Origin of the sequence: Micromonospora parastrephiae (assembly GCF_016802865.1) — a bacterium.
Classification (GTDB): Bacteria; Actinomycetota; Actinomycetes; order Mycobacteriales; family Micromonosporaceae; genus Micromonospora; species Micromonospora parastrephiae.
In genome coordinates, this window is record NZ_JAEVHM010000072.1 from 1 (window position 1) to 26130 (window position 26130).

The window sequence follows — 26130 nt, forward strand, 5'->3', positions numbered from 1 at the left end:
ACCACCGCGTCGGCGACCGCCCGCCCGAGCCGGACCCCGTCGGCGAAGCCGTCGCGTACGCCCCCGCCGCCCCCGCCGCCCCCGCCGACGGTGGTGGTGGCCGCCCGCTACGAGACCGACTCCAGCCGGCTGTTCGGCTACACCGGCGAGGTCGTGGTCTCCAATTCGGGCAGCGCGCCGGTCGCGGACTGGGCCGTGGTGGTCACCCTCGCCGAGGGCACCACCGTCGACGACGTCGACGACGCGCAGTGGCGGCAGGACGGGCGGACGATCACCTTCACCGGGTCGGCCGTGCCGGCCGGCGGGTCGCAGACGTTCCGCTTCGACGTCCGCGACAGCCGACCGAAGGCCCGGGAACCGGAGAGCTGCGCGATCGGCGGGAAACCCTGCGCGGGCCTGTGACCTAGGCTGCCGGCATGGCACTGCTGCACCGGGCGACAATAAGCCCCACGAAGCTGGACCTGCTGACGACCTGGCTGCCCGGCCGACCCTGGTACCAGGGGCCGGCCGGTGTGGACGTGCTGAGCCGGGGCGCCTACCGCTTCGACGACCCGGCCGGCGAGGTCGGTATCGAGACGATGCTGGTCGGCACCGCCGACGGGCCGGTCCACCAGGTCCCGCTCACCTACCGCGCGGCGCCCCTGGACGGCGTCGACGAGTGGTTGGTGGGCACCACCGAGCACTCGGTGCTCGGCACCCGCTGGGTGTACGACGGCTGCGCGGACCCGGTGTACGCCGCGGCGCTGGCCCACGCCATCCTCGCCGGCCCCGGCCAGGCCGAGCAGTACTTCGAGGTGGACGGTCGGCGCGAACGACGCGAGCCGACCATGACGATCGCCGTCAGCGGCGCCGGGGACGCCGACGTGGCACCGGTCGGCGCCGTGCGTCGGGTCGTCGACGAGGACAGCGCGCTCATCGTCACCGACTCCGTCGAACTGGTCGTCGTCCGTCGACCCGGCGCTGCCGACGCCGCCGGGGCCACCCTGCTCGGCAGCTGGGAGGGGCAGCCGACGAGCGTGCCGCTGGCGTACGCCCGCCCGCGCTGACGTCACGGCGGCGCGGCCCGCCCGTCGCGGTCGACGAGCGGACCGGCCGGCCGTTACGGTCGGGGTGTGGTCACCGTCGCCGACGTGCGGGCTCTCGCCCGGACGCTGCCGCGCAGCAGCGAGCACCTGATCCGGGACCGGGTGAAGTTCCGGGTCGGGTCGATCGTCTACGTCGCGTTCTCGCGGGACGAGGCGACGATGGGCTTCGGCTTCCCGAAGCAGGAGCGGGCCGCGCTGGTCGCCGCCGAGCCGGAGCTGTTCTTCCTGCCGGGGGAGGCCGACCTGCGCTTCCACTGGGTGTGCTGCCACACGGCCCGACTGGACCACGGGTACATGACCGAGCTGGTCACCGAGGCGTGGCGGATGGTGGTACCGAAGTTCCTGGCCCGGCAGCGGCTGGGCAGCTGACGGACGGTGGGCGGCCCGACTGCTCGGGCCGCCCACCGCGTTCACCACCGTGCCGGAGGCGGGGGCGGCGACACCGGGGGCCGGTCGTCGCAGGTGATGGTGTTGGGCAGCAGCCACGGGGCGAGCCAGCCGCCGTCGTTGCCGCCGAGGTCGGTGAGCGTGAACTCCGAGCCGGCCGGTGTGAAGTGGAACGACCCGCAGTTGTTGACGCCCACGGCTCCCACGTTGCGGGCGTCCACGTTGGCGAACGAGGTCGACCCGGCCGAACGCGCGCTGACCACCGAGGTGCCGGTGCCGTCGACCCGGACGTCGCGGAAGCGCACGTCGGTGATGGAGTACAGGTCCTTCACCGGCCAGTCGCTGACCAGCATGATCGCGTTGTAGGTGTTGTCGAGGTACGCGTCGCCCGTCACCTCGACGGCCCCGTCGATGCTGCGGTCCAGGGCGAAGATCCAGATCGCCCCCAACCCGATGTTCCAGTTCAGCTCGTACGTGCCGGCGCGGGCCGTGGTGTTGTTGGTGAACCGCAGGTACCCGGTGAACGGTTCCGCGCCGAAGCGGGAACCGGCGTGCAGGCCGCTGCCCTCGCGTACCGGGTCGGCGACGAGGTTGTGCGAGACGGTGGTGTCCGTGCCCCCGTAGATGGCGATGCCGTTGGCGAGGGTCGGCGACTGCACGGTGTTGTGGTCGAACGTGTTGCGCGCGTTCGCCGTCTTCTCCGACCACATCGCCAGGCCGTCGTCGCCGGTGTTGCGGACGAAGTTGTGCGCGACGAGGGAGTCGGTCACGCCGGTGTGGAAGTTGAGCGCGTCCGCGATCTGGTCGACGACGATGTTGTTGGTGACGCGCACGTTGCGCATCGGGCCGTCGAACCACAGGCCCGCCTTGGTGTGGTGCAGGTAGAGCCCGTCGATGGTGGAGTCGCTCATCGCCCCGCCGATCGCGTTGACCTGGTCGGTGTCGATGCGCTCGCGCACGTCGCCCTCGATGGCGAAGCCGGACAGGTGGACGTTGCGGCTGCCACCGTCGGCGGCGTCGCGGCCGTAGAAGCCGACGCCGGTGTGCACCGAGCCGTCCGGCGCGGGCGTGGGCAGGGCGACCTCGCGGCCCTTGATGAGGGTGTACCAGTTGCCGGCGCCCTCGATGGTCACGTCGTCGACGATGATGTGCCGGTTGACCTGGTAGGTGCCCGGCGGGACGTACACCGTCAGGTGGGTGCGCCGGGCGAAGGCGATGGCCCGGTCCAGTGCGTCGGCGGAGTCCCGTCGGCCGGTGGGGTCGGCGCCGAACGCCAGCACGTTCGCCGCGAGCAGCCGGACGCGCGGAGGTGCCACAAGTTCCGAGTCGAGCAGGTCGATGACCGTCCAGGCGGCGGCGCTGCCGGTCGGCGCGGTGAGCCGGACCGTGTCACCGGCCCGGTAGGTGCGTCCGAGCAGCAGTCGCTGCTCGTCGTAGAAGTGGGTGGGCCGGAACGGCGTGCTGATGCTCGGGTACGGCGTGGTGGCCGACGGCACGCACTGACACTCGGTGATCCACCAGTCCGGGTGCAGCAGCCCGGCCCGGGGCTCGTTGGAGAACGGGTACTGGTTGTAGAGCCACGAGTACTGCGAGGTCAGCGTCATGGTGCGGACGTGCTTGCCGTTGATCCCGACCCGCAGCCCGGCGGTGATCCCGCCACCCTCCGGCGCGTCCGGGATGCTGTACCGCACGGTGATCCCGTTGGCCGCGCTGGGCAGGACGAACTCCACGTACTCGCCGGGGGTCAGCCGGACCGCCCGGCGTCCGGACGCCTCCGCGGGCAGCGTGTAGGCGGACCGGTCCGGACCGATAACCTCGCCGGTGGTGCGGGCGTTCTCCGCCTCCTGTTCGACGAAGTCGACGTCGGCGCCGCGCCCGGCGACCAGTGTCGGGTCGAGGGCGGCGCGGGTGACCACCGGCCGCGCGCCAGCGGACGCGGACGGACCGGCGACGGCAGTGGTGGGCCCGGCGACCAGCACGGCGAGGAGGCCGCGAGGGCGACGGCGGTGCCGGACGGCCGGCCCGGGCGTCCCCGCGCCGGCATGAGGCTGCGAAACATCGGTGACCCTCCTGGATGGGTTGTGGTGGAGGTCCGCCCGGCGCTCCCCCGACGCCCGACATTGACCGTCATGATGCAGCACCGAGCAGCCTGCTGCAAGACGACAATCGAGCAATGGAAAGATGCGACTGACAGACCGCAAGAAATGGACGACCGGTGAGTTGAGGTGTCGCGCTCCACCTGCGCCCGGACCGCCCACGGCCGGCGTACGCTGGGCCGCGTGGATCAAGAAGACCGGATCGCCCTGTTCCTCGACTACGAGAACCTCGCGTTGGGGGCGCGCGACCACCGTGGCGGCGCGGACTTCGACTTCCGGCCCATCGCCGACGCGCTGGCCGAGCGGGGGCGGGTGGTGGTGCGCCGGGCGTACGCCGACTGGTCGTACTTCGACGAGGACCGCCGGATGCTCACCCGGTCGCACGTCGAGCTGATCGAGATTCCACAGCGGATGGGCGCCTCCCGCAAGAACGCGGCCGACATCAAGATGGCCGTCGACGCGATCGAGTTGGCGTTCGAGCGCGACTACATCTCCACCTTCGTCATCTGTAGCGGTGACAGTGACTTCACGCCGCTGGTGCACAAGCTGCGCGAGCTGAACAAGCGGGTCATCGGGGTCGGGGTCGAGGGGTCGACGTCGGCGCTGCTTCCCCCGGCGTGCGACGAGTTCCTCTACTACGACCGGCTGGAGGGCGTGGACATCCCACCGGCCCGCGGCCGGCGCGGTCGTCCCACCGGCCGGCAGGCCGGCCCGGACCAGCGACCGCCCGAGCCGGAGCGGGAGCACGAGCCGGAGGTGGACCGCCGGCCGGCGGGGGAGGAGCCCGGCCGCGACGTCGACGCTCTAGCGGTGCTGGTCGCCCAGTCCGTTGCCGGGTTGCAGGGCAGCGCCAACGGTGAGGTCACGGCCTCCCGCCTCAAGCGCACCCTGCTGCGCAAGGATCCGACGTTCAGCGAGTCCGACTACGGCTTCCGCACCTTCGGCGAACTGCTGCGCCATCTCGCCGAGCGCAACGTGATCGAGCTGGCCGAGGGGCCCGCGAAGGGTGACCCCGAGGTCTCGCTGCCCGAGCACGGCGATCGGGAGGTGGCGTTCGGCCTGCTCCGGGGCGTCGTGGCGGACCTGGGCAGTGGCGGCAACCCGGTGGCCCTGTCCGGCCTGAAGAACCAGGTGCGCCGGGCTCGCCCCGACTTCAGCGAGAAGAAGCTCGGCTACCGCAGCTTTCTCCAGTTCTGCAAGGCGGCCGCCACCGCCGGCGTGCTCGATCTACGGTGGAGCCCCGAAGCCGACGACTACCTGCTGACAACCCAGCCCTGACCCGTTCCGCGTGTCGATCAAGAGGTTTGCGTGATCGGGAGCGCGACACCTGACGCGAACCTCTTGATCAACAGGTGTGGCGGGTAGGACGTCCTGATTTGCAAGTCAGGACGGGGAAGAGCAGCCGTTGTGGTTTCGAAGTGTCAACGCTTGGCCCGAAATCCGCCTGAATTGTGGCTCTTGCCCCGGTCCGGACCCACCTGCGCCGTACCCTCCGCGCGGGAATTGCTATACGGTCGGCGAATGAAGGTGGAGGAGCACTGGTGGAACGGAGACACGACCCCGCGCGGGCGCCGGGACGTGTATATCCGTACTGACGGGCAGGGTTGGGAGGTTCGCGCCCAGATCGGTGGGGCGTCGGGCCGTGAGCGGGTGCAGCAGTGCCCCAGCAGGGCCTCGGCGGCCATCCTCGCCGATGCCTGGCGCGGCACCCACCCTTCCTGGCGCGAGCTGAAGCAGCGCTGATCCGGCACCGGGCCGGGCCGGCAACGCTCCTGGGCTCCAGCCCGGCGCGCTCGCCGGCCGCCCGGCGCACGGCACTCAACCGCAGACAGGTTCAGTTCAGCCGGTGGGTGCGCGTGGCCTCGACGAAGGTGCTCCACTGCTCGGGGCGAAAGCGCAGCGCCGGGCCGGACGCATCCTTGCTGTCGCGAACTCCGATGACGTCGGGCAGATTGTCGGCCACCTCGACGCAGTTGCCCTGGGCGCTACTGCGCTTGGGCTTGCGCCAATTGGCGTCGGTCAGATCAGTCATGGTGTCTCTCCTTGATCTTTTTCATGAGCTCGCGGGACTCCGACACGCTCAGCGCCTCGGACGTGAGCGTTCTCCAAACGGCGGCGTACGCCTTGACCTCTTCGACGCGGTCCAGATACAAAGCACCGGACAGTCCCTCGCTGTAGACCGTCGTCGGCTCCGCGGACCTGGCACCGGTGGTCGGGAAGTCGAGGATGACGAAGCTGCCAGCCACCGCCACCTGACTCAGTCTGCTGGCAAGCGGCAGCACCCTGATGGACACGTTCGCTGTATCGCCGGCCTCGATGAGCCGAACTATCTGGTCGGACATGCCGGGAACGGCGCGGTGTAGTAATGCCTCCTCAAGGATCACGTCCAACGTGGGGGCGGCCGGGCGCTTCCTGGTCAGGATCCGCTGGCGCTCCGTCCGTAGTTCGACCAGCTTGGCCACCTCGTCGTCCGAATTCTCGGACCGAGTCCGTCCTACCTCAGCCGCGTACTGCGGCGTCTGCAACAGGCCGGGCACCAATGCATGTTCATAGGTCCGTATTCGGCTGGCCGCTGATTCCAGTCCCACGTACAGCTCGAACCACCGCGGAATGATCTCGCCGTAGGCGTGGTACCAACCCTTGCTCTTGGACTCCCGAGCGAGGCTTACGAGGACCTCGGTCATGTCGGCGGCGGCGCCGTAGAGGCGACACATCTGATCAACGTCCAGCGCTCGTACCGGGGTCTGCCCAGACTCGATGCGGTACATCTTGGCGCGGGACCACTCAAGGTCCTGCGCGGCGGCCTCCAGCCCGATGCCCGCCTGCTCCCTGGTCTGCCGCAGCAGTCGGCCGAGTTGCCGCCTCGGCACCGTCGAACCAGCCTCGGTCATCCGCACCGTCCTCTCGGTCTCATCCTGACGCGTTCTGCGGCGTCCCTTGAGACGCCACACGCATCATCACCCGAGATGCGCCGTCCGTAGTGAATGTCTCACGGTGAGTGTTGCAGGAGGAACTGGCGACCCGGAATCGTTACGGGCATCTGGGCTGGTGAACGGCGCTTCTCCGCTGGTCGATGCCCACAGAGCAAGGAGGGTCACGATGATTGAGCAGTACCGGCCCGAACCTCCGTTCCTCGTGATCATGGCTGGTTACGTGGTCGACTTCCATCACCGCAATGTCTGCCGCCGATGTCGGCCGGACGGGACGTGTCCGAAGCTGGCCGAGGCCGCCGAGCGCCTGGCGGCCTGGCGGGAACGCCCCAGGTGAGGCTCCGAGCGGCTGATCTCCTACTGGTCGACCGGTCCGCGAGCCCGCAGTTCGTGGTGCCCATCAGGTTTCGACTGATCCGAATTCTGGACCGCGTCACCTACGACGGCTGGGCGTGGCTCGACGGGTACCAGGTGAACCGGAGCGGCCAGGCCATCGCGCGCCGGGAGATCTACGTGCAGCCGGCGAACCTTCGTAAGCTCACCGACGCGCCTTCCCCTGCCTTTCGCCCTCAGCCCACCCCCAGATTTCCCTGATCAGTTGATGAGGAGTAGTTGTCTGCGGGCCGCTGTGACTGCTCATCATCAAGTGATCAAGGGATTGCGCGCCCGTTCCGTGTCCCCGCCGTCAGGCCGGGTACACGGGGGTGGTCCGTGCCCGATGGAGGTCGCCCATGTCGCAGGGTCCCGACGAGGAGAACCCCAGGCTCGACGCGGAGGTCCGGGAAGCGGAGCGTCGGCTCGCCCACCTCAACGAAGCGTCGGACGACGCGCTGACCGACGACGAGGCCCGGGTGCCGGACGACGCCCCCTCCGAGCAGGACGCCGACTAGTACTCCAACGTCATTTGGCTTCGGCGTTGGGCGTGGCGCGGGCATGAGGACGGCCACCGCGTTGATCATCGATGGTTTGTGAGGACAACCGAAGATCGCACGGTGGCCGTGTGCCACAGCGTAGACCCGACCGGGTGGCGGGTCATCCTGGACGAGGCGGTGACACGTGTCGCGGACCGGTTCGTGCGGGCGGAGCCCCGTCGGACCGCCGGGCAGTTCGTGGAAGGGCTGCTGTCGGGCGTGGAACGTAAGACCTGCTGGTCGTTGGCCGAACGGGCGGGTCACGACGATCCGCAGGCGATGCAGCGGCTGCTGCGTACGGCGGTGTGGGACGCCGACGCCGTCCGCGATGACGTGCGTGATTGGCTGATCGAGCAGCTCGGCCACCCCGACGCGGTGCTTGTCGTCGACGAGACCGGCTTCCTGAAGAAGGGCGTGTGCTCGGTCGGGGTGCAGCGGCAGTACACGGGCACCGCCGGGCGTGTCGAGAACAGCCAGGTCGGGGTGTTCCTGGCCTACGTGTCACCGGCGGGGCGGGCGATGATCGATCGCCGGCTCTACCTACCCGAGACCGCCACCACCGCGCAGCAGCCCGACCCCGACCCGGAGATCATCGCGTTGACCGTCGCCGAGATCCGCCGACTCCTCAACGCCTTCGTCCTCGCCCTGCCACTACCCCCAGCGCACACCCTGCACTGGTCCACCTGGCGACGAACATCCCAAGCCCGAGCCCGGCGATCCCACTACCAGCGCAGGCTCGGCCACTTAGCTTGAGACTTACTCGTCTAGGGCTCGAGCGTGGCGGGCATGCTGAAGGCGGCGACGTGACGGGCACCGATGAAGGCGTTGCTCTCTACGATCTTCCCGTTCTCGATCCGGAGTACGTCGACGACCAGCGCCTCGTAGTGCGGGCTGCCGGGCCGGCGGAGATAGTTGATCAGTGCCGGGCGCCCGTTGGCCGAGGTGGGGAAGGTACGCCAGTCGAGCGGTCGGCCGAGGAACTCCGCGGCCGCGTCGATCCCGACGACCGGCGGCTCGGGCGGCATCGTGATCCGTACGTCCTCGGCGAGCAGTGCCCGGACCGTCTCCGGGTCCTTCGCGTTGGCGTAGCGGCGCAGGATCTCTTCGTCCTCGCTGGTGAGCTGCGGGCGGCGCCAGTCCTGTGGGTCCGACGGAGCGCGCCGCCGGAGGGTGTGGCGGGCCCGCTGGAGGAGGCTGTTGACGGCCGCTACGGCGGTGTCGAGCGCGCCGGCGATCTCCTGCGGCGTCCAGCCGTAGACGTCGCGCAGCACGAAGGCCGCCCGCTGCCGCGGCGGCAGGTACATGAGCGCTGCGATCAGGGCCAGCTCGACGGTCTCCCGGGCGGCGAGACCGGTCTGCGGATCGTCGGCCAACAGGGCGTCTGGATAGGGACGAGCTCGGTGGACCACTCCAGCGGGTCACCATACTGAACTGTCCGGTGACCGGCCGCCTTGCGGCTGTCGAGGAAGACGTTCGTGGCGATCCGGTAGAACCAGGTGCGCGCCGACGCCCGACCCTCGAAGCGGTCGCGAGCCCGCCAGGCACGCAGGAAGGTCTCCTGCACCAGGTCGTCCGCGTCGGTGACGTTCCCTGCGAGGCGGTAGCAGTGCACGTGTAGCTCGCGCCGGTGCTCGTCGAAGGCGCGCTGCAGCCAGACCGCCTGCTTGTCAGGCGAGTCGGACATGTGATCTCCCCGGGGCTGAGTGGTCCTCACAACCGTACTGACGACCGCGGACCCCATCCGTCATCGGTCACCGATGACGATCGTCGACTCGGTCGTCTGTACCTGTGACCAATCCCCACACGGAGGAGACAGCCATGACGGCAACCCCCGCGTCCAGCGCAGCCACGCCCCCGGTCGTCGACCGGGAGACCTGGCTGCGCGAGCGCAACGAACTGCTGGTCCGGGAGAAGGCCCATACCCGCGAAGGAGACGCGATCGCAGCCGCTCGTCGTCAGCTGCCGATGACCTTGATGCCGACGGTGACGGTCCAGGGCCCCGGCGGGGACACCCCGCTGGTGGAGGTTTTCGAGGGCCGCCGGATGCTCATCGCCTACTTCCACATGTGGCACGACGGTAAACCGCACGAGCATCAGTGTGAGGGGTGCACCTTCTCGACCTGTCACATGCAGATGCTGGACTACCTGCATGCCCGGGACGTCACCTACGCCGTGTTCTGCCAGGGCCCCTACGACGAAAGTGCCCCGTTCGCGGAGTTCATGGGCTACCCGTTCCCCTGGTATTCGGCGAAAGACTCCGACCCGGCTCTGGCCGACGGTCGCGAATTCGGGTTCATCGCCTGCTACCTGCGCGACGGCGACCAGGTCTACGAAACCTACTGGACCACCGGGCGGGGCGTGGAGGCGTTGACGACCAGCTACCACGCCTTGGACCTCACCGTGTACGGCCGGCAAGAGAACTGGGAAAACTCACCCCAAGGTTGGCCGCGGGTCAGTGGCCACCCGTGGCGTCTCAACGGCCGCCCCACCGCCCAATGGTCACGCCCCGGCGTCACGCCGGCGGTGACGTCCTGACGCTCGAGATGATCATGCTCGGGTCGGCCGCGGTGTCGGCCTGCTGCTGCGTCGTGCCGCGGGCGGGCGCGTCCCGCAGGGCCCGAATGCTCGCGGGTGCGATGGTGGCTGTCATGGTCGCGGTGACCCTCGACGCCGCACCGGTTGTGCAGTACGCGGGCGCGCTGCTGCTCCTCGCCTTCGCGGTGGCACTCGTCACCAGCGGTCCGACCGAGCGCGGCCCGGAGGTGGACTGGCACCGTACGGCCGGGGCCGTGCTCATGGCGCTCGCCGTGCTGATGCATCAACACGGCGGGTCGATGGCTACCCACCACATGGCCGCCGGGCCCCGGATGGACCACGGCACCGTCACCGGCCATGACGCGGCGCTCGTGTTGCTACGCGCCGCCACGGCGGCTTACCTCTGCTGGATGGCGGCCGCACTCGTCCGGCTGCGCAATCGACCGATCACGGACCTGCTCCGTTGGGAGCACCTGGCCATGGGGGCAAGCCTCGCGGCCATGATCTTCTTCATGAGCTAGCCGAGTAAGCCAGCCGGCAGATCAAGTGACGTAGGAGTACCAGGGGCCTGTCCGGCGGGTCATGCCGGACAGGCCCCTGGTCGCCGAGGAGGGCTCAGCGCTGCCGAGGAGGGCTCAGCGCTTCAGTGTGAAGGTGAAGTCGCCGGAGAGCTTGCCGCTCAACCGGACTGCCGAAACGACCTTGCCCTCCGTGATCAGTCGCTCGACCTCGGCCCGCGACAGACCGCAACCGTCAGCGATCAGTCGTACCGGCCGGACCGGGATCCGCGCCGCAAAGCGGACGGCGACGTCAATCGTGTCGCCGTCCGGGTGATCCGATCCGCCGGTGTCGAGACGCCAGGCGTTGTCCCAGTCCAGGTCGATCCGATTACGGCGCTGCACGGCCGGGTCCTGGAGCAGTTCGGCCGTCAGCCCAGGATCGTTGTCGTGCAGCCGATCCAGCACGTCAGGTCGGATGGAGCGCACCGTCATCCGCTCCAGGACCGTGAGCTTCGCCGTCTCCCCGCAGGTGGTGCAGAGCGCGAGGAGCCAGACGTCGAGGAGCTTGTGGTTGGCGTTGACGCGGAATTTACCGCTCGGCCGAAGGCGTTCGGACGCGCATGCATGGCAACGGCGGCGAACGAGTGGCAGGCAGGTGGGCACGACGGCCCAATTTTTGAGCACAGAAGTACACCGGTTTCAGTGAGAAGTCCGCAGCAAAAGGAGCGCGGCGCACATGCGCGACGCGCGACAGATCAGCTCTCGGGAGGTCTCACAGGGTGTACAACGGCACGTCCTTGCCTAGACGACCTGGTGCGCAGCACGGTAATGGCGCGACGCGGCGCTGCTCAACTGGTTTTCAAACGCGCCTCAGGAGCCTCGTGCGGGACTGTCCGACCGGGTTCTGTCTCGGGAACCACGAAGGTCGATCGTGCTTGTGCCGGTGGGCCGCCGACGGCACCTGGGCCGGACTCAAAGCTCACGCCACGCCCTGACGCTGTGGAGTCACAGCGGAACGATCCACACACGCCCCGCCGCGACGGAAGCGGCGGCGACGGCGAGAACGGCATCAGAGGCTCCGAACGCAGGAACGTCCATTTCTCGATTCCGTCGAACATCGAAGAGCGGCTGCGCGCCGACGAGTAGTGCGCACACGGGCACCAGCCACGTCTGCCAGCCAAGTGCTCCGGGAAGGATCAGGCCGGCGCCTACAGCCATCTGGTAGAGGCCGACGAACCTGACGTGGGGCCTCGTACCCCCACCGACGCCGAACAACATCGCCAGTCCGAGGTTTTCCTCCGCTGCGACAGCGGGGCTGCCCTTCACCAGGTTCGTGAAGCCAAGCGCGAGGAACATGAGCGCGAGAAGACTCTGCGCAACCCAGAGGGCGACGTTCATCTACCCTCCGACATCCGAGCGACGCGACGTCGTCGGGTCGTTGGCCCGACCGCCGCGGCGACATGGTTCACGGTGACTCATCCTATGTGGAGCGCGGTAGATGCCCAATCCACTGCCGTGGCCGGTCCGGATGTGGTGCAGTCGCTCGCCACCATCGCCGAAGTGATAGTCCCTCAGGGCCGGGTCGGGACCGGCAGCACCACGCCCTCGTCCGCCGACCGGTGTGCCAGCTCGATCAGCTCCACCGTGTCGACCGAGTCCCGTGGGTCCACCGGCATCGGCGTGCCGTCGCGCAGCGCCGCGGCCACCTGCTGGTAGAAGCTCTGGTACGCGCCGGGCTCGGTCGGTACCGGCCGCAGCTCACCGTCGACGCCGAGCAGGCCGTACCGCTCCGGCGGGACCTCGCCCCAGCCCGGCTGGTCCGGCCGGCCGCCGTCGTGCAACGCCGCTTCCTGCACGTCCAGCCCGTACGTCGTGTAGCCGGCCCGGTCGCCCAGCACCCGCAGCCGGGGCCCGAGTTGGGCGGTCACCGCGCCCATCCACAGGTGCGAGTGCACCCCGTTGGCGTGGGTCAGCGCCACGAAGGCGTCGTCGTCGACAGCCGCACCCGCGCGGCGACGGTCCACCTCCGCGTAGACGCGATCGACCCGGCCGAACAGCTGCACCGCCTGGTCGACGAGGTGGGCGCCGAGGTCGAAGAGGGCGCCGCCGGCCTCCTCGGGACCAGCAAGCTCCCGCCAGCCCGGCTTGATCGTCGGACGGAACCGCTCGAACCGGGACTCGAAGCGCAGCACCCGCCCCAACTCGCCCTGCTCCACCAGGCGGCGGGCGGTCAGGAAGTCGCCGTCCCAGCGCCGGTTCTGGAACACCGTCAGCGGCACGCCACGCTCGGTCGCCTCGTCGACCAGCGCGCGGCCCTCCGCCGCCGTCGCGGCCAGGGGCTTGTCGACGACGACCGGCAGACCGGCGGCGAGGGCCGCGCGCGCCATCGGCACGTGCTGCCGGTTCGGCGTCGCCACCACGACCAGGTCCAGGGCGTCCGGGGTACGCCACAGCTCGTCGGCGTCGTCGACCAGGCGGGCGTCCGGGAAGTGCTGACGGGCCTGCTCGCGCCGCTGCGGATCGCGGGTCACGATGGCGTCGAGCCGCAGGCCCGGTGTCGCGGCGATCAGCGGTGCGTGGAACACCCGGCCCGCCAGCCCGTACCCCAGCAGGCCAACCCGCAGCGCCTCCGCCATGCCCTACCCCCGTCTCGCCGGTCGCCGCCCGTTCAGTGGCGTCGTACCGCTGAGGAGAATCTACGCCCCGGCCGACCGCGCCCGATCTCAGCCCGGCGCTGGTCAGCCCGCCGGGTCGCTGCGCAGGTAGGTGAGCACCGCGAGCACCCGACGGTTGGTGTCGTCGCTGGGTGGCAGGTCGAGCTTCAGCAGGATGTTGCCGATGTGCTTACCGACCGCCGCCTCGGTGACGTGCAGCCTTGCGGCGATCGACGCGTTCGAGCGGCCCTCGGCCAGCAGCGCCAGCACCTCCCGTTCCCGGGCGGACAGCGCGGCGAGCGGATCACGCGGGCGGTGCAGGAGCTGCCGGACCACGTCCGGGTCGATGGCGGTGCCGCCCGCGGTGACCCGGCGCAGCGTGTCGACGAATTCGGCGACCTCGGCGACCCGGTCCTTGAGCAGGTAGCCCACCCGCTGGCCGTCGCCACTGTCGAGCAGTGCCGCCGCGTACCCGGTCTGCACGTACTGGCTGAGCACCACGACCGGCAGGTGCGGCCGCTCGGCGCGCAGCGCGACGGCCGCGCGCAGCCCGTCGTCGCGTCGACCGGGTGGCATCCGGATGTCGGTCAGCACCAGGTCGGCTGGTGTTCGCGGGCGGCGTCCAGCAGGTCGGGCGCGGAGCCGACGGCGGCGCACACCGTGAAGTCGAAGCGGGTCAGCAGCGCGACAAGACCCTCCCGCAGCAGCACCTCGTCCTCGGCGAGCACCACCCGGGTCACCGACGACATGGCAGTTCCACCCGGACCAGGGTAGGCCCGCCGGGCGGGCTGGACAGCAGCAGCCGGCCGTCCACGGCGGCGACCCGGTCGGCGAGGCCGGTCAGGCCGGTGCCCCGGGCCGGGTCGGCGCCACCGCGACCGTCGTCGGACACCTCGACCACGAGGTCGCCGCCGGTCCGGGTGAGGCGCACGTCGGCGTGGGTCGCCCCGGCGTGCCGGGCCACGTTGCCCAGGGCCTCGGACACCACGAAGTACGCGGTGCTCTCCACGATTTCCGGCAGTTCGCCGTCGACGTCGGCGTGCACGGCGACCGCGAGGGTGGTCGCGTCGGCCAGCTCTTGGACAGCGCCGGCCAGACCGAGGTCGGTGAGGCTCTGCGGTCGGATGCCGTGCACCAACTGCCGCAGCATCACCATCAGGCCCCGCGCCTGGTCGTGCGCCACGGCGAGCGGTCGGGCGGCGGGGGAGTCCTCGGGTACGTCCAGCCGGGCCAGACCAGCTGGAGGGTGAGACTGGTGAGCCGGGGCTGCGCGCCGTCGTGCAGGTCCCGCTCGATGCGGCGCCGTTCGGCCTCGTACGCGCCGACCAGCCGGGTGCGGGAGCGGGCGACCTCCCGCAGCGCCGCCGCGTCGACCGGCCAGGCGAGTGCCCACCGGGCCACGGTGGCCTGGACGGCGGCGAGCAGACCGGCCGCGTACCAGAAGACCGGGAGAAGCAGCACACCCACGATCGCGTACGGAATGGCTTCGCCGGTGCTTTCGATCGGGCGCCAGATCACCACCGGGTCGGCGTCTCCGGCCAGCCATGGACTGGTGATCATTCCGAGGTCGAGCAGGAGCAGCAGCAGGAACACCCAGTACGCGACCGGGGCGATCCCGCCCAGCCAGAACAGGTACGCCACCTCCCGCCAACTGGCGGCGGTGCAGTACCGGGCGGCCAGGCCCGGCCACGGGGAGGCGGGCAGCGGGCGGCCGTCGACGAGCCCGAGTCGCCACCGTTCCACGGCGGCCACCGGGAAACTGACGATCGGCGCGAGCGCCAGCAGGGTGAGGCTGCGACCGCCAGGAACAGCATCAGCGGTACCTCCGGCGGCCGTCCGTGCAGCCGCAGCGCGTTGACGGCGGCGAGCAGGGGTGCGCCGATGACGAGCAGCCCGACGGCGAGCACGCCCGCGATCGGCACGGTGCTGACCAGGTAGGCCAGCGCGCGCCAGGGCCAGACGGAGATCAGCCAGTCGCGGCGGCGCAGCGCCTCGGCCAGGTGAGAAGGGCGTTCCGGGGTCATGCCACAGACGCTAATCGGGGGCGAAGGGGCGCCCCAGCCGTCCAGATCCACTTTCCGGGGTATGCCCAGCACTACCGGCCGAACGGGTGTGTGGGGTCGGGGAACGGGAAGAACGCGCCATCACGCGACCCGCGTGAGCTGTGCTCGCGGCGGCGGGAGAGACATGGGTGTCAGAACCTTCGTGGTGGTCGGCGGTACCAGCGGGCTCGGCCTCGCGGTGGCCCGGCTGCTGGTCGACGAGCACCGGGTGGTGGTGTTCGGCAACGTGCCCGCCGAGGTCGCCGCGGCGATCGATCAGCTGGGGTGCGACGGGGCGGTCTGCGACATCTCGTCCTACGAGCAGGTCCGCGACGGGTTCGCCGACGTGGTGGGGCGCTACGGGACGATCGACGGGGTGGTGGCCTGCGCGTCGATGTGGGCGGGCGGCGATCTGATGGACCTTCCGGTGGAGCACATCCGGCGGGCCGTGGAGATCAACGTCCTGGGCATCACGTACCTGCTCCGGGAGGCGCTGGAGCACCTGCGCCGGCAGGGCCACGGGAACGTGGTGTACATCGGTGCGACGGCGCTGGCCGCGCCCCGGCCCGGTATCCCGGTCTACCGGGCCACCAAGAGCTACGGCAGCAGCCTGGTCGACTCCCTGGCCGAGGCCCAGCACAGCAACCAGGTCAAGGTGATGCAGCTGCATCCCGGACCGATGCCGACCCGGCTGCAGGAACGCGTCGGCGCCGAGTTCCTCGACGAGGTGTACGCCCTGCCGGAACAGGTCGCCCCGAGGTCGTCCGGCTGCTGCTGCTCGAACCCGACGACCTGTACGTGTCCGGCGAGCGCGTGTTACGCGCGGACGGGCGGTGGTGACGGCCGCAGCCGGACCCGCCGACCGTCCGGCCTCCCCGTGGGCACCGCTGCGGACCGCGGTCTACCGCAACCTGTGGTTGGCCCTGCTCGTCGCCAACATCGGCACCTGGATGCAGACGGTCGGGGCGCAGTGGCTGCTGATCCACCACTCCAACGCCTCCACCCTGGTCGCCCTGGTCCAGACCGCCAGCCTGCTGCCGGTGCTGCTGCTGGCGCTGCCCGCCGGGGTGCTCGCCGACAGTTTCGACCGTCGGCACCTGCTGATCGCCGTGCAGCTGTTCCTGGTCGCGGTGGCGGTCGCGTTGACGCTGCTCACCCTGACCGACCGGATGCCGCCGGCTCTGCTGCTCACGCTCACCTTCGCGTTCGGGGTGGGCCAGGCGCTCACCCTGCCGGCCTGGGCGGCGGTGATCCCGGAGCTGGTGCCGCAGGAGCAGCTGCGGTCGGCGTCGGCGCTCGGTTCGATCAGCGTGAACGTGGCGCGGGCGGTCGGGCCGGCGGTGGCCGGTGTGCTGATCGCCCGGACCGGTGTCGCTCCGGTCTTCGCGCTCAACGCCGTCGCGTTCGGAATCTTCACCTACGCGCTGTGGCGCTGGCGGCCCGGTAACGTCCGCGCGGTCGAGGTGCCCGAGCGGTTCACCGCCGCGCTGCGCGCCGGTAGTCGCTACGTACGACACTCGCCGATCGTGCGTCGGTTGTTGCGCCGGGCGCTGGTCTTCGTGATCCCGGCCAGCGCGCTGTGGGCGTTGCTGCCGTTGGTGGCGAACCGTCGGCTGGGGCTGGGTTCCGGCGGGTACGGGCTGCTGCTGGCCGCTCTCGGGGTGGGCGCCATCGCGGGCGGGGTGCTGCTGGCCGTGATCCGCACCCGGCTGTCGGCCAACCAGCTCCTGTTCATCGCCGGAGCGGTGTTCACCGTGGCGCTGGCCGTGGTCGCCACGGTACGGGTGGTGCCGCTGGTGCTCCTCGCCCTGCTGCCCGCCGGGATGGCCTGGGTGACGGTGCTGGCCAACGTCAACGCCGAGATGCAGCTCTTCCTGCCCACCTGGGTACGCGCCCGCGGTCTGGCCGTCTACCAGGTGTGCTTCGCGGGCGGGCAGGCGATCGGCGCTCTCCTGTGGGGGCTGGTGGCCGACATGGGCGGCCTGGTGCTCGCCTATCTCGCGGCGGCGGCGTTGATGCTGGTCGGCACCGTGACGAGCCGGGTCTGGCCGCTGCCCGACCTGCGGTCGGTGAACCGGGAACCGGCGGCCTACTGGCCGCAGCCGCGCCTGGCGTACGAGCCGGACCCGGGTGTGGGGCCGGTGCTGGTGACGGTGCAGTACAGCGTCCGGCCGGAACGGGCCCAGTCGTTCCTGGCGGCGATGGACCTGGTGCGCGGCGCGCGGCAGCGGACCGGGGCGATGCGGTGGGGACTGTTCCGTCCGGCCGAGACCACGGACCGGTTCGTCGAGGTGTATCTGGTGCCGTCCTGGGATGAGCACCTGCGCCAGCACGGCGGCCGGCTGACCGGCGAGGACCGCGAGGCCGAGGAGCGGGCCCGGGAGTACGCCGACGGCGCGCCGCAGGTGCGGCACCTGGTGCCGGCCGCCGCCGGTCCGCAGCTGACCGACGACCGTGAGGCCACCTGACCTCCCGGACCGGGCCGCGGCACGGCGTACGGCGTACGGCCGCGTTGTTAGGATGGCCGGACCATGGCGAGTGAGCGCAAGGCGACCGCGGATCCGGCGCGCAGCCTGGCCATCCTCTGGCGCACCCGGGAGCCGACCAGCCGCGGCGCCGGGCAGGGGCTCAGCGTCGACCGGATCGTCCGGGCCGCGATCGACATCGCCGACGCCGAGGGCCTCGACGCGCTGACCATGCGCCGTGTCGGTGAGGCGCTGGGCGTGGGCACCATGTCGGTCTACACCTATGTGCCGGGCAAGGCCGAACTCGTCGACGTCATGATCGACACGGCGTACGGCGAGATGCCGCGCCCCGCCGTCGAGGGGGACTGGCGGGTACGGCTGGAGCGGATCGCCCGGGACAATCTCGCGCTCTACCGGCGGCACCGGTGGATGCTGCGGGCCGAGACGACCCGTCCCGTGCTCGGGCCGCACCTGGTGGCCAAGTACGACTACGAACTCGGCGCGGTCGCGGACCTGGGGCTCACCGACGTGGAGATGGACGCGGTGCTCACGCTCGTCCTCGGGCACGTGAAGAGTTCCGCGCGGGCCGCCTCCGAGGTGGTCGACCTGGAGCGGGAGACGGGCCTGACCGACGGCCAGTGGTGGCAGTCGCACGCGCCCTGGCTGGAGACGTTCCTGACGGCCGACAGCTATCCGACCGCCTCCCGGGTCGGGACGGCGGCCGGCCGGCAGCACGGCGCCGCGTACGGTCCGGAGTACGCCTTCGAGTTCGGCCTGCAACGCGTCCTCGACGGGATCTCGGTGGTGGTCGCCGAGCGGGCGGCCAACGGGTAGCCGAGCCCCGGTCAGGGGTACTGCCGCACCAGGGGTTCGTCCGCCTCGACGAAGTACGTCGAGAGCCCTCCTGATGCGGGTACGGCGACTTCAGTGCGATTTGTCCCGGCCCGGCGCGGATGCCGCTGCCTGGCCGGCGGCGAGGCGGGCGAGCGGGCGGACGGGCTGCCCGGCTCGGCGTGACAGACGACCAGCGACTGGGTGGTGCCGGTCGCGCCCCTGCTCCTGTCACTACCGGGAAAACCAGGGACCCGGCTGACGCCCGCTGTCAGGGTGACAGTGAACGGCGTACGCGTGATCGGGAGATGGGACAGAGATGGCTGAGCGAATCATGACCCCGTTCGGTTTCGCCTCGACCGCCGACGAGGTCCTCACCGGAGTCGACCTGACCGGCAGGCGGGCCGTCATCACCGGGGGCGCCGCCGGTATCGGCGTCGAGACCGCCCGCTCGTTGGCCGCCGCCGGCGCCGAGGTGGTGCTCGCGGTACGCCGGGCCAGCGCGGGCGAGCAGGCCGCCGCCGACATCGCGGCCAGCATCGGCGCGGACCGGGTCACCGTCCGCGAGCTGGACCTGGCCGACCAGGATTCGGTACGCCGGTTCGTCGCCGACTGGGACCAGCCGCTGCACATCCTGGTCAACAACGCCGGGATCATGGCGCTGCCCGAGCTGGAGCGGACCGCCGAGGGCTGGGAGATGCAGTTCGCCACCAACTTCATGGGGCACTACACGCTGACCGTCGGCCTGCACGACGCGCTCGCCGCCGCCGGTGGCGCCCGGATCGTCTCGGTCAGCTCCAGCGGCAACCTCTTCTCACCGGCGATCTTCGACGACCTGCACTTCGCGTTCCGGCCGTACGACCCGCTGCTGGCGTACGGGCAGTCCAAGAGCGCCCAGGCTCTGCTCGCCGTCGAGGCCACCCGCCGCTGGTCCGGCGAGGGCATCCACGCCAACGCGTTGAACCCCGGCGCCATCGCCACCGGCCTGCAGAAGCACACCGGCGGGCTGCGTACCCCGAAGGAGCGGCAGAAGACCCCGCAGCAGGGCGCCGCCACCTCGGTGCTGCTCGCCGCGTCCCCGCTGCTGGAGGGCGTCGGCGGTCGCTACTTCGAGGACTGCGCCGAGGCCCCGGTCGTCACCGAGCGGCCCGCCGACTACAGCGGCGTGGCGGCGTACGCGGTCGATCCAAGCAACGCCGAGCGGCTCTGGGACGTGGCGGCGGACCTGGTCGCGGCCGGCGCGCCGCCGTCGGGGAGCACCCGATGACCGCGCGCCGGCGGGTGGCGCCACCCGCTCGCGGAAGCGGCCGGGCTCGGCGGAACCCGCCCGGGTCCGGTCGTTCGGGTGGTACGACTGGGGCGGCAGCTGGCAACCGGGAAGGGGGGCGATGACGAACGGGCTTCCCGGGCGGCTGCTCCAGCGGCGGGAGAACTTCCGCCGGACGTCGTTCCTGGAGCTCTTCTTCGACCTGGCCTTCATCTTCGCGCTGACCCGGCTGTCCCGGGCGCTGCTGGACGACACCAGCCTCAACGGCGGCTTCCAGGTGTTGCTGATGCTGGCGGCGCTCTGGTGGGTGTGGTTCGTGACCGCCTGGTCGGCGGACTGGTTCGACCCGGGCGCGCCGCTGATCGTCGTACTCCTGCTCGGGGTGATGTTCGGCGGCCTGCTGATGGCCGCGGCCGTGCCCACCGCGTTCGACGAGCACGCCATGGTGTTCGCCGTCGCCTACGTGGCCATCCACGTGGGGCGGGGCGCGCTGCTGATCCCGGCGCTGCGGGGGCACCCGCTGCAACTGCGGAGCCTGCGGGTGGCGCTCTGGTTCGCGATCTCCGGCGTGATCTGGGTGGCCGGGGCGTTCGTCGCACCGGCCCGCGAGGCACTCTGGGCGATCGCCGTGGTGCTGGAGTACTCCCATGCCCGGCTGCGCTGGCCGTTCCCCGGGCTCGGTCGCAGCACCTGGGCCGACCTCCAGGTGAACGGTGACCACCTCTCCGAGCGCTACCAGCAGATCTTCATCATCGCGCTGGGCGAGCTGATCCTGATCGCCGGCTTCACCTACAGTGATTCCGGTCTGGACCGGGAGAGCACCATCGCCTTCGCCCTGGCGTTCGTCACCGCGGCGGCCCTCGCCCGGCTCTACCTGGTGCCCGCCGGCACGCGGCTGGGCGCCAGCATCATGGCGGCTGGCCCGACCGGCAGCAAGCTGGCGCTCCTGGCCGGTTACCTGCACCTCGTCATGATCGCCGGGATCCTGGCCACCTCCGTCGCCATGGAGAGGACGATCGACGATCCGGGAGGAGAACACAGTGCGGCACAGTTGGCTTTGGGTGTCGGCGGCCCGGCGCTGTTCCTGACCGCCCGGATCCTGCTCTCGGCGGTGGTCGACACCAGCCTGCCCTGGGCGCGCCTGGTCGGTGTGCCGGCCATCATCGTGTTCGGGTTGGTGAGCGCGCGGCTTCCGCAGCTCGCCAACAGCGCTGTCGTCGCCGGGGTGCTGCTGCTGATCGTTCTGGTCGACGCGATGCCCGGACTCTGGCGGTTCGTGCGGCGCGCCGACGCGAGCGACGCTCCCGACCAGCGACCGCACGGGTAGCTGCCGCGATGCCCGAGGGACCATCGCGCCACGGTGACCAACCACGACGGCACGACGTGGTGGAGTTGCGGGTGCACGGCGTGTCCGGAGCCCGGCCCGCGGTCATTCTCGACCGGGCGCAGGTCCGGCAGGTCGGCGGCGACGCCAGCGGGGGCTTCCACCGCGCCGACGGACCGGACGAAACCGACCCGGACGGAGTGACGCTCGAGGCGTACCGGTGGGGTGACCTGCCTGCGGGCACCGTGGCCCGGACCCTCGCCATGGTGTTCCTGCTGCCGTTCATGCTCAGCAACGTGGCGGTGTGGATGCGACCGACGGGTCGTCGCAGCGGCGCCGGGGTCGCCGTGCTGTGCCGGCTCCTCGCGCTCGACCTCACCGCGTTGTACGTGGTGTCGATCGCCGGGGTCGCCCTCGACCTGATCGCCTGGCGGTGTCTGGGCGTGGGCCGGTGCCGTGCGCCCTTCGACACGATCGTCGGGCTCGACGACCGACACGTCGGGCAGCGGTTGGCGGCGCTGGCGTTGCTTCCGATAGCCGCCGTCGCCCTCCTCCGACTGCTCGGCACCCGCCGACCCGGTCCGACCGGCAACCCGCTGTGGGCCGTGGAACCGCTGGTGGGACGGCTGCGCGCGATCCACGTCGCCGCCGCGCTGGCCGTCCTCAACCTCATGCTGCTCACGGCCCGTCGCACCGGCGGGGCGACGCTCGGAACGACGCTGCTGCTGGCGCTCAGTGCGGCGGTGCTGCTGGCCTGCGTCGGCCTGCTCGCCGTTCCGGGGATGATCGACCAGGCGGCGACCGCGCGAACGGCCACCCGGAGCGCCCGCACGGCGGGCGTGGCGGCGGCCGGCCTGAGTGTGGCGACTCTCGTCACCGTCGCGCGCGACGAGCGTGGCTGGCCGCCGTCGGCCGGGCTGCCCGGCTACGGCGGGATCGCTGGAGGGGCACTGTTCGGCCAGATGGCACTGCTGGTGGCGCTCAGCGGGTTGGTGCTGTGGCACCGCGGTCGCACACCCGGCCGGTCCGCGTTGCCGCGCGGACTGGGCGCGGCGGTCATCGCGGCCATCGCGGTCGGTCTGGCCGGCGCGATCGCCGCGGGCCTGGTCTACCAGACGGGGGAGCTGCTCGGCGGCTACCGCGGTGACGGTGGGCCGCCGCTGCCGTACCGCTGGACCCTGCTGGCCTTCTTCCTGCACGTGGTCGCGGCGGTGGCGCTGTGCGGCGCGATGACCCTCCTGTCGCGGCGAGGCCGCGCCGTGCGGCGGCGGCAGTCACCGCCCGCGACTTTCCCGTCGTACCGCCGGAGGCGGCTGGGCGGCTCTGGCAGGTCACGAAGGCCGTCGCCCGTGCGCGGTTCACCGAGTGGCTGGGCGTGCTGGCCGTCACGTACGCGGCTCTCGCGGCGATCGGGCTGGCCACGAGTCTGGTGGGGCAGACCGGGCGCGAACCGGACGAGTTGGCGCGGCAGTTTCTCGGGCTGCCGGCCAGGGCCGTCGGGATGGCGCTCACCGGAGGCACCTACCTGCTCGCCGCGGTGCTCCTCGCCCTGCTGTCGGCCGGCGCGTTCGCCTACCGGACGGCCTGGTTCCGTCGGCACGTCGGGATCCTGTGGGACCTGGGCACCTTCTGGCCCCGGGCCGCGCACCCGTTCGCGCCTGCGAGCTACGCCGACCGCGCCGTGCCCGAACTGGTCGACCGGATCACCCAACTGGCCGAGCGACACACCGGGGTGCTGCTCTGCGGGCACAGCCACGGCTCGGTGTTACTGGCCCTCGCGGTGCTGCGGCTGCCCCCGCGGGTACGTCAGCGGGTCGCTCTGCTCACCTACGGGTCGCCGCTGGACCGGCTGTACGCCCGGCTGTTCCCGGCGTACCTCAACGAGGAGGTGCTGCGCGAGGTGGGGGATCGGGTCGGGTGGCGGTGGCTCAACCTGTGGCGGGACACCGACCCGGTCGGCGGTTGGATCTTCTTCGCGCACCGGCCCGGTGACCCGCCTCCGGACGCCGCCGACCCGGCTGGACGGGTCGACCGGCGTCTGCGCGACCCACGCGATCTGTTGTCCCCGCAAGGCGATCGGCCGCCGCCGGTCCGGGGCCACCATCCGGGCGAAGCCGACCCCGAGTTCCGGGCGGCGGTGCGCGACCTCGCCGGACGGCTCCGTGGCCCCGGCCGTACCTGAGCCGGCAACGGCGGACAAACCCGTCAGTGATTCTCCGGCAGCCGTTCCGACTCAGCGACCACCGTGCGTATCTTGCGCAGGGTGGCATCGGGGGCGTGCACCGCGGCACGCCACCGGTCGAGCGTCCGGCTCAGCGCCCGGACGAGGAACTGCAACTGGTTGACCTGCTCGCGCAGCAGCCCCAGCTCCGATCGAGCGCTCAACGCCTCGCTCTCCAACTCGGTGATCCGCATCTGTAGCGGTTGGACCAGGGTCAGAGCGGCCTCGGTGAGGGTGTCGGCTGCGTCCGCCTTGAACTTGCCCCGCTGCGCCACCACGGTGGCGATGGCAGCCAGGCCGGTGGTCCCGCCGAGAACGCCGAGCAGGCTGAGGAGCACCTGTACCCAGTGCGGTGCCTCGGGCGCCGGTGCGGAGATCACGTCACACCTCCCACGACCCGTCGGTGAGTCGAGCACTGGTGGCCCTTGGCCAGGCAGCGCAGATCGATCATGATTTGGGCGGCCCGCCAGAAGGACCCGGCCGGCACCGCGGCGATCAGCGACGCGGCAACGACGCCCTGCTGACCGGCGACCGCCACCAGCGCCACCGCGTACATGCCGGTGATGGTGCCGAGCACCAGGACGGACGCGAGTTCGATGCCGAGGCCGGTGGAGAGCTGACCGGGCCACAGGATGCCGAGCAGCCCGCCGAGGCCGACGATGACGAGCGCGACCTCCCAGCCGACCTGGACGGGTTCCGGCATGGACATCTGGACCGACGGCGGCCGGGCGTCCAGTGCGAGCAGCAGAATGCCGCAGATGGACGTCGCGACCAGAGCGGTCACCTCGAACGGCTGGGGCTTGGCCCGTGCTCGCAGATTTACCACGGCAACTCCCTGGTCGAGACCGGCGCCGTCCGTCCGCCGCGCGTGCGAACGGTGGGTGGTCGAGGAGATGAGCGACGTGCCGTCGTTGGCTACCGATATCTGCCTGTGTATCACCAATGACCAGTTGGCGTCCACCCGGTGTAACGTCGCATATCCGCAGGTCAGAACCTTTGTCGGTGGGCCGCGCGGCCGGCCGCCGGTCGATCAACGAACGAGCAGGGCGCGCAGTGCCCCGACCACCTCGGCCGGTGCCTCCTCGGCCATGAAGTGCCCGCAGGTGACCGTCTGGTGCGTCAGGTCCGGTGCCCATGCCCGCCACAGCCCTGCCGCGTCGTAGCCGAGCGCCGCGCCCCAGTCCTGCTGGAGCACGGTCACCGGCATCGTCAGCTGACGGCCCGCCGCCCGGTCGGCCGCGTCGTGGGCGACGTCCACGCCGGCGGACGCCCGGTAGTCGGCGACGATCGAGGTGACCGCGTTCCGGGACGCGCGCAGATACGCGGCGCGCACCTCCGCCGGCAGGGCCTCCGGGTCGCGGGTCCAGACGTCCAGGAAGTGACCGAAGAAGGCGTCCGGACTGGCACCGATCAGCTCCTCGGGCAGGCCGGGCGGCTGCGCCATCAGGTACAGGTGAAAGGCGACCGCGGCGGTGCTGCCGTGCAGCACGTCCCACATGTCGAGGGTGGGCAGCACGTCGAGCAGGGCGACCTGGCTGATCGCCGCCGGATGGTCGAGACCGGCCCGGAACGCGACCAGGGCGCCCCGGTCATGCCCGGCCAGCGCGAACCGTTCGTGGCCGAGCGCCCCGGCCAGCGCCACGACGTCGGCGGCCATGGTGCGCTTGGCGTACCCGTTGCCGTCGCTGTCCACGGGCTTGTCGCTGTCGCCGTAGCCCCGCAGGTCGGGGCAGATGACGGTGTGGTCGGCGGCCAGGTCGGCCGCGACGTGCCGCCACATGAGGTGCGTCTGCGGAAAACCGTGCAGCAGCACGATCGGCGGCCCGGAACCGCCCACGGCGGCGTTGAGCGTCACACCGTCGGCGACGGTGACGCGCCGGTAGTCGAATCCGTTGATCCTCGGGTCCACGGGAACCTTCCTTGTCGGAGAGGGGCGGCTCGGGCGGTGGCCCGTCGCCGTCGTACGTCGTCGAGCCTGCCCCGGGGAGATCAGCAGACGGTCAGCGTCGGATCAGTGCGGGCAGCCCGCCGTGGTCCGCGCCGCCACGCCTAGATTGGTGCCATGAGCAGGCAGCCGGCGGCACCTCTGGCGGTGAGCTTCGGTGTCCTCGGGCCGGTGACCGCCGCCACCGAGCGTGGCCCGGTCCCGCTGCGGGGGCACCGGCAGCGCCTGGTGCTGGCCCGGCTGTTGATCGCCCACGGCCGGGTGGTGCCGGTGGAACGTCTCGTCGACGACCTGTGGCCCATCGCGCCGGACGGCGCGGTGGGCGCGATCCGCACCTTCGTCGCCGACCTTCGCCGGGCCCTGGAACCTGATCGGCCGCCCCGGCAGCCGCCCCAAATCCTGGTCACCGAGGCACCGGGGTACGTGCTGCGGGCCGATCCGGACGCGGTGGACGCCGGTCGGTTCGAGGCGGCCGTCGGCGAGACCGGCCGGCTGTTGGCGGCGGGACGTCCCGCGCCGGCCCTGGCCGCACTGGACGCGGCACTCGGGCTGTGGCGCGGACCCGCGTACGCCGACTGCGCCAACGAGGCCTGGGCCGTCGCGGAGATCAACCGCCTGGACGAGCTGCGGATGCTCGCCGTCGAACGGCGGGCGGAGGCGCTGTTGGCGTTGGGGCGACCGGACGAGGCCGCCGCCGACCTGCCGGCCCACCTCGCCAGCAACCCGCTGCGCGAGGACGCCTGGCGGCTGCTCGCGGTGGCCCGGTACCGCGCCGGTCGGCAGGGCGACGCGCTGGCCGCGCTACGCGAGGCCCGGGACGTGGTGGTGGCCGAACTGGGTGTGGACCCGGGGCCCGAGCTGCGCCGGCTGGAAGCGGACATCCTGGCGCAGGCGCCGCACCTCACCCCGCCCCTCGCCGCCGCCGCCCCCCGGCGTC

At 71.4% G+C, this 26130-nt stretch carries 28 protein-coding genes and 3 pseudogenes; 17 read left to right on the top strand and 14 right to left on the bottom strand.

The genetic code is table 11. From position 1 onward, the window contains the following. The 3 genes from JNW91_RS16240 to JNW91_RS16250 form a co-directional block, all read left to right on the top strand. Positions 1–402 (top strand): cellulose binding domain-containing protein (locus JNW91_RS16240; RefSeq protein ID WP_203176142.1); only part of this gene is annotated, 402 nt, incomplete at its 5' end. Positions 403–416: 14 nt separating this feature from the next. Beyond that, entirely contained in the window at positions 417–1046 is a 630-nt protein-coding gene (locus JNW91_RS16245; RefSeq protein ID WP_203176143.1) for a CG0192-related protein, read from the top strand. A gap of 66 nt (positions 1047–1112) precedes the next feature. Further along, positions 1113–1454: an MmcQ/YjbR family DNA-binding protein gene (locus JNW91_RS16250; protein ID WP_203176144.1), complete on the top strand. Its 342-nt coding sequence runs from the start codon at positions 1113–1115 to the stop codon at positions 1452–1454. A 41-nt stretch (positions 1455–1495) separates the two neighbouring features. On the opposite strand, the gene JNW91_RS16255 is transcribed toward JNW91_RS16250, so the two are convergent. After that, positions 1496–3451: a glycosyl hydrolase family 28-related protein gene (locus tag JNW91_RS16255; protein ID WP_203176145.1), complete on the bottom strand. Its 1956-nt coding sequence runs from the start codon at positions 3449–3451 to the stop codon at positions 1496–1498. A gap of 300 nt (positions 3452–3751) precedes the next feature. Here JNW91_RS16255 and JNW91_RS16260 point away from each other — a divergent pair, with 300 nt between their 5' ends. Further along, a complete protein-coding gene (locus tag JNW91_RS16260; protein WP_203176146.1) occupies positions 3752–4846 on the top strand; it encodes a PIN domain-containing protein in 1095 nt (364 codons plus the stop codon). Positions 4847–5089: 243 nt separating this feature from the next. Further along, a complete protein-coding gene (locus JNW91_RS16265; RefSeq protein ID WP_030335934.1) occupies positions 5090–5311 on the top strand; it encodes a hypothetical protein in 222 nt (73 codons plus the stop codon). Positions 5312–5402: 91 nt separating this feature from the next. Here JNW91_RS16265 and JNW91_RS16270 read toward each other — a convergent pair whose 3' ends face one another. Both JNW91_RS16270 and JNW91_RS16275 read right to left on the bottom strand, forming a co-directional pair. Beyond that, positions 5403–5600 carry a DUF397 domain-containing protein gene (locus tag JNW91_RS16270; protein ID WP_203176151.1) on the bottom strand — a complete coding sequence of 66 codons (198 nt, stop codon included), beginning with the start codon at positions 5598–5600 and terminating at the stop codon, positions 5403–5405. Further along, complete coding sequence (locus JNW91_RS16275) at positions 5593–6459, bottom strand: helix-turn-helix domain-containing protein (RefSeq protein WP_203176153.1); 867 nt, start codon at positions 6457–6459, stop codon at positions 5593–5595. The genes JNW91_RS16270 and JNW91_RS16275 overlap by 8 nt, the downstream gene beginning before the upstream one ends. A gap of 208 nt (positions 6460–6667) precedes the next feature. Between JNW91_RS16275 and JNW91_RS16280 the strand changes: the two genes are divergently transcribed. The 3 genes and pseudogenes from JNW91_RS16280 to JNW91_RS32375 form a co-directional block, all read left to right on the top strand. Beyond that, positions 6668–6835, top strand: coding sequence for a hypothetical protein (locus tag JNW91_RS16280; RefSeq protein WP_203176155.1), 168 nt, complete (start codon positions 6668–6670; stop codon positions 6833–6835). 394 nt (positions 6836–7229) lie between these two features. Then, positions 7230–7388 (top strand): hypothetical protein, encoded by a 159-nt coding sequence (locus JNW91_RS16285; RefSeq protein ID WP_203176156.1) that lies wholly within the window; start codon positions 7230–7232, stop codon positions 7386–7388. 159 nt (positions 7389–7547) lie between these two features. After that, a pseudogene (locus tag JNW91_RS32375) lies at positions 7548–8054 on the top strand (IS701 family transposase); the annotation flags it as partial. Between the two features lie 119 nt (positions 8055–8173). On the opposite strand, the gene JNW91_RS16295 reads toward JNW91_RS32375, so the two are convergent. Together JNW91_RS16295 and JNW91_RS32380 are read right to left on the bottom strand one after the other, a co-directional pair. Continuing rightward, positions 8174–8782 (bottom strand): sigma factor-like helix-turn-helix DNA-binding protein, encoded by a 609-nt coding sequence (locus JNW91_RS16295; RefSeq protein WP_238425102.1) that lies wholly within the window; start codon positions 8780–8782, stop codon positions 8174–8176. After that, positions 8725–9093 carry a sigma-70 family RNA polymerase sigma factor gene (locus JNW91_RS32380; RefSeq protein ID WP_238425103.1) on the bottom strand — a complete coding sequence of 123 codons (369 nt, stop codon included), beginning with the start codon at positions 9091–9093 and terminating at the stop codon, positions 8725–8727. The genes JNW91_RS16295 and JNW91_RS32380 overlap by 58 nt, the downstream gene beginning before the upstream one ends. Positions 9094–9227: 134 nt before the next feature. On the opposite strand from JNW91_RS32380, the gene JNW91_RS16300 reads away from it, so the two are divergent. Together JNW91_RS16300 and JNW91_RS16305 are read left to right on the top strand one after the other, a co-directional pair. Then, entirely contained in the window at positions 9228–9944 is a 717-nt protein-coding gene (locus tag JNW91_RS16300) for a DUF899 family protein (protein ID WP_203176158.1), read from the top strand. Positions 9945–10057: 113 nt separating this feature from the next. Beyond that, positions 10058–10465 carry a hypothetical protein gene (locus JNW91_RS16305; RefSeq protein ID WP_203176159.1) on the top strand — a complete coding sequence of 136 codons (408 nt, stop codon included), beginning with the start codon at positions 10058–10060 and terminating at the stop codon, positions 10463–10465. Positions 10466–10579: 114 nt separating this feature from the next. Here JNW91_RS16305 and JNW91_RS16310 read toward each other — a convergent pair whose 3' ends face one another. The 6 genes and pseudogenes from JNW91_RS16310 to JNW91_RS32390 form a co-directional block, all read right to left on the bottom strand. Continuing rightward, positions 10580–11107 (bottom strand): DUF1062 domain-containing protein, encoded by a 528-nt coding sequence (locus JNW91_RS16310; protein ID WP_309244387.1) that lies wholly within the window; start codon positions 11105–11107, stop codon positions 10580–10582. Positions 11108–11449: 342 nt separating this feature from the next. Next, positions 11450–11842 (bottom strand): hypothetical protein, encoded by a 393-nt coding sequence (locus JNW91_RS16315; protein ID WP_203176161.1) that lies wholly within the window; start codon positions 11840–11842, stop codon positions 11450–11452. Between the two features lie 173 nt (positions 11843–12015). Next, positions 12016–13080: a Gfo/Idh/MocA family oxidoreductase gene (locus tag JNW91_RS16320; RefSeq protein WP_203176163.1), complete on the bottom strand. Its 1065-nt coding sequence runs from the start codon at positions 13078–13080 to the stop codon at positions 12016–12018. A gap of 102 nt (positions 13081–13182) precedes the next feature. Beyond that, positions 13183–13847, bottom strand: a pseudogene (locus tag JNW91_RS16325) (response regulator transcription factor). Then, positions 13835–14281, bottom strand: coding sequence for a sensor histidine kinase (locus JNW91_RS32385; RefSeq protein WP_238425104.1), 447 nt, complete (start codon positions 14279–14281; stop codon positions 13835–13837). Before JNW91_RS32385 ends, JNW91_RS16325 begins: the two are co-directional and overlap by 13 nt. Then, the gene (locus tag JNW91_RS32390) at positions 14254–14841 is read right to left on the bottom strand and encodes a sensor domain-containing protein (protein ID WP_309244388.1); all 588 of its coding nucleotides are present in this window, start codon (positions 14839–14841) and stop codon (positions 14254–14256) included. Before JNW91_RS32390 ends, JNW91_RS32385 begins: the two co-directional genes overlap by 28 nt. Before the next feature lie 444 nt (positions 14842–15285). Between JNW91_RS32390 and JNW91_RS33945 the strand changes: the two are divergent. From JNW91_RS33945 to JNW91_RS32395, 6 genes and pseudogenes are all read left to right on the top strand, one after another. Further along, a pseudogene (locus JNW91_RS33945) lies at positions 15286–15843 on the top strand (SDR family oxidoreductase); the annotation flags it as partial. Positions 15844–15973: 130 nt separating this feature from the next. Continuing rightward, a complete protein-coding gene (locus JNW91_RS16335) occupies positions 15974–17608 on the top strand; it encodes an MFS transporter (protein ID WP_203176164.1) in 1635 nt (544 codons plus the stop codon). A gap of 63 nt (positions 17609–17671) precedes the next feature. Then, positions 17672–18439 (top strand): TetR/AcrR family transcriptional regulator, encoded by a 768-nt coding sequence (locus JNW91_RS16340; protein ID WP_203176165.1) that lies wholly within the window; start codon positions 17672–17674, stop codon positions 18437–18439. 316 nt (positions 18440–18755) lie between these two features. After that, positions 18756–19703 carry an SDR family NAD(P)-dependent oxidoreductase gene (locus JNW91_RS16345; RefSeq protein WP_203176169.1) on the top strand — a complete coding sequence of 316 codons (948 nt, stop codon included), beginning with the start codon at positions 18756–18758 and terminating at the stop codon, positions 19701–19703. Positions 19704–19824: 121 nt separating this feature from the next. Next, positions 19825–21030, top strand: coding sequence for a low temperature requirement protein A (locus tag JNW91_RS16350; RefSeq protein WP_203176170.1), 1206 nt, complete (start codon positions 19825–19827; stop codon positions 21028–21030). 1216 nt (positions 21031–22246) lie between these two features. Beyond that, complete coding sequence (locus JNW91_RS32395; RefSeq protein WP_238425105.1) at positions 22247–23209, top strand: hypothetical protein; 963 nt, start codon at positions 22247–22249, stop codon at positions 23207–23209. A gap of 23 nt (positions 23210–23232) precedes the next feature. Here the strand turns inward: JNW91_RS32395 and JNW91_RS16360 are convergent, their stop codons facing one another. The 3 genes from JNW91_RS16360 to JNW91_RS16370 all read right to left on the bottom strand — a co-directional run bounded on the left by JNW91_RS16360 (position 23233) and on the right by JNW91_RS16370 (position 25157). After that, positions 23233–23628 (bottom strand): hypothetical protein, encoded by a 396-nt coding sequence (locus tag JNW91_RS16360; protein ID WP_203176171.1) that lies wholly within the window; start codon positions 23626–23628, stop codon positions 23233–23235. Continuing rightward, on the bottom strand, positions 23625–24074 hold the full coding sequence (locus JNW91_RS16365) for a hypothetical protein (protein ID WP_203176172.1): 450 nt from the start codon (positions 24072–24074) through the stop codon (positions 23625–23627). The genes JNW91_RS16360 and JNW91_RS16365 overlap by 4 nt, the downstream gene beginning before the upstream one ends. Positions 24075–24278: 204 nt before the next feature. Continuing rightward, positions 24279–25157, bottom strand: a complete 879-nt coding sequence (locus JNW91_RS16370) for an alpha/beta fold hydrolase (RefSeq protein WP_203176173.1) — start codon at positions 25155–25157, stop codon at positions 24279–24281. 153 nt (positions 25158–25310) lie between these two features. On the opposite strand from JNW91_RS16370, the gene JNW91_RS16375 reads away from it, so the two are divergent. Continuing rightward, positions 25311–26130: AfsR/SARP family transcriptional regulator (locus tag JNW91_RS16375; protein WP_203176175.1), on the top strand; the 820-nt coding region annotated here is incomplete at its 3' end.